The sequence below is a fragment of the Cytobacillus sp. MT66 genome (assembly GCF_058792595.1).
The window spans coordinates 1-1,497 of sequence record NZ_JBXAFB010000044.1 but is presented as its reverse complement, the minus strand read 5'-3'; the positions used below and the strand labels follow the sequence as shown (position 1 = coordinate 1,497).

Below are 1,497 nucleotides of genomic sequence, written 5' to 3'. Positions count from 1 at the left end.
GTGAACTATAACCCGAATAATGGACACCCTTAAAAAAGGGACGTTATTCGGGTTTTGTTATGTCTTTAATTAAAGAACCCGTTTATAATAAAAACACTGATTGTGGACGGAGGATTTATATGCAGAAGAAGTTATTTTCAAAGAGCCAAATAAATGAGTTAGAAAAGAACCCTAACGTAATTCGTGTGACTGAACAGGCTATTACCTACCATCCTGACTTTAAAGTGAAAGCTGTGCTGGAGAATATCAAGGGGGAAAGCCCAGCACGGATCTTTATGGATCATGGTTTTGACCTTGATTTAATTGGGAAAGGTTCACCCAGAAAACGGTTATATAGCTGGAGGAAAATTTACAATGAATCCGGAGAAATGGGCCTCACTTTAGATGGTAGAGGGAAAACAAAAGCCGAGCGATCTTCTTCAAAAGAACTGTCACTCGAAGAAAAATTAAAAAGGGCTGAGGCTAAAATTAAGTTTTTAGAAGTTGAAAATGACTTCTTAAAAAAGCTAGAGGAACTAGAGAGGCAGGCGTTGGCGAAGAAAAAACGGTTCTAACACCATCAGAGAAATTTCAACTAATTAATCTCGCGATTCGTCAAGGGCATTTAAAGAATATGGTAAGTTATCTTTGTGGTTTAGCAGATGTAAGCAAAAGTGGTTACTATGCATGGCTAAAGGCAGCTGGTAATCGTAAAAAACGTGAAAAACAGGATGAAAAAGATATCATCTTAATCAAGGAGATTTTTTATAAAAAGAATCAAAAAGTTGGGGCACTGCAAATCAAGATGTATTTACAAAATGACAAAAAAGTTATCATGAATCATAAGAAAATTAGAAGATTAATGAGGAAATATGATCTCTACGCAAAAGTAAGAAGAACGAATCCTTATAAGAAAATGGCTAAGGCTAGTCAGGAACATCGCATCGTCCCTAACCTTATAGAACGCAAGTTTGACCAAGCTGAGCCTGGAAAAGTATTGTTGACTGATATCACTTATCTCTACTATGACAACGGCCAGAAAGCCTATTTATCTTGTGTGAAAGATGGATGTACAAAAGAAATCCTTGCCCACTATTTATCTGCTTCTTTAGAAATGGATATTGTTTATAAAACACTAGAGAGATTGAAGAAGAATGTATTGAATAAATTTCATTCAAAGGCAATTCTTCACTCCGATCAAGGTGTCCATTACACCAATCCTCTATTTCAAAAGAAGGTAAAGAAATTAGGAATCACTCAATCTATGTCACGAAGGGGAAACTGTTGGGATAATGCCCCCATGGAATCGTTCTTTGGGCATTTTAAAGACGAAGTGGAGTATAAAGATTGTAAGAGTTTAAAAGAATTAAAGCTTGTAGTGAATGCTTATATCAATGAGTATAATCACCAACGATACCAATGGGGCTTAAGCAAGATGACTCCAGTCCAATACCGAAGTCATCTGTTGGCATCATAAGTCCCTTTATTTAACTGTCCATTTTATGGGGTATAGTTCAC

1 protein-coding gene is annotated in these 1,497 nt (G+C 36.3%); it reads left to right on the top strand.

The genetic code is table 11. The features are described from left to right. The first annotated feature begins 119 nt into the window (after positions 1–119). Positions 120–1,456, top strand: a protein-coding gene (locus AC1Q59_RS24715; RefSeq protein WP_492368521.1) for an IS3 family transposase whose coding sequence is annotated in 2 segments (ribosomal slippage) — positions 120–492 and positions 492–1,456 — 1,338 coding nt in all. Because the reading frame shifts where the segments join, the coding sequence is not laid out codon by codon here. Positions 1,457–1,497: the final 41 nt, after the last annotated feature.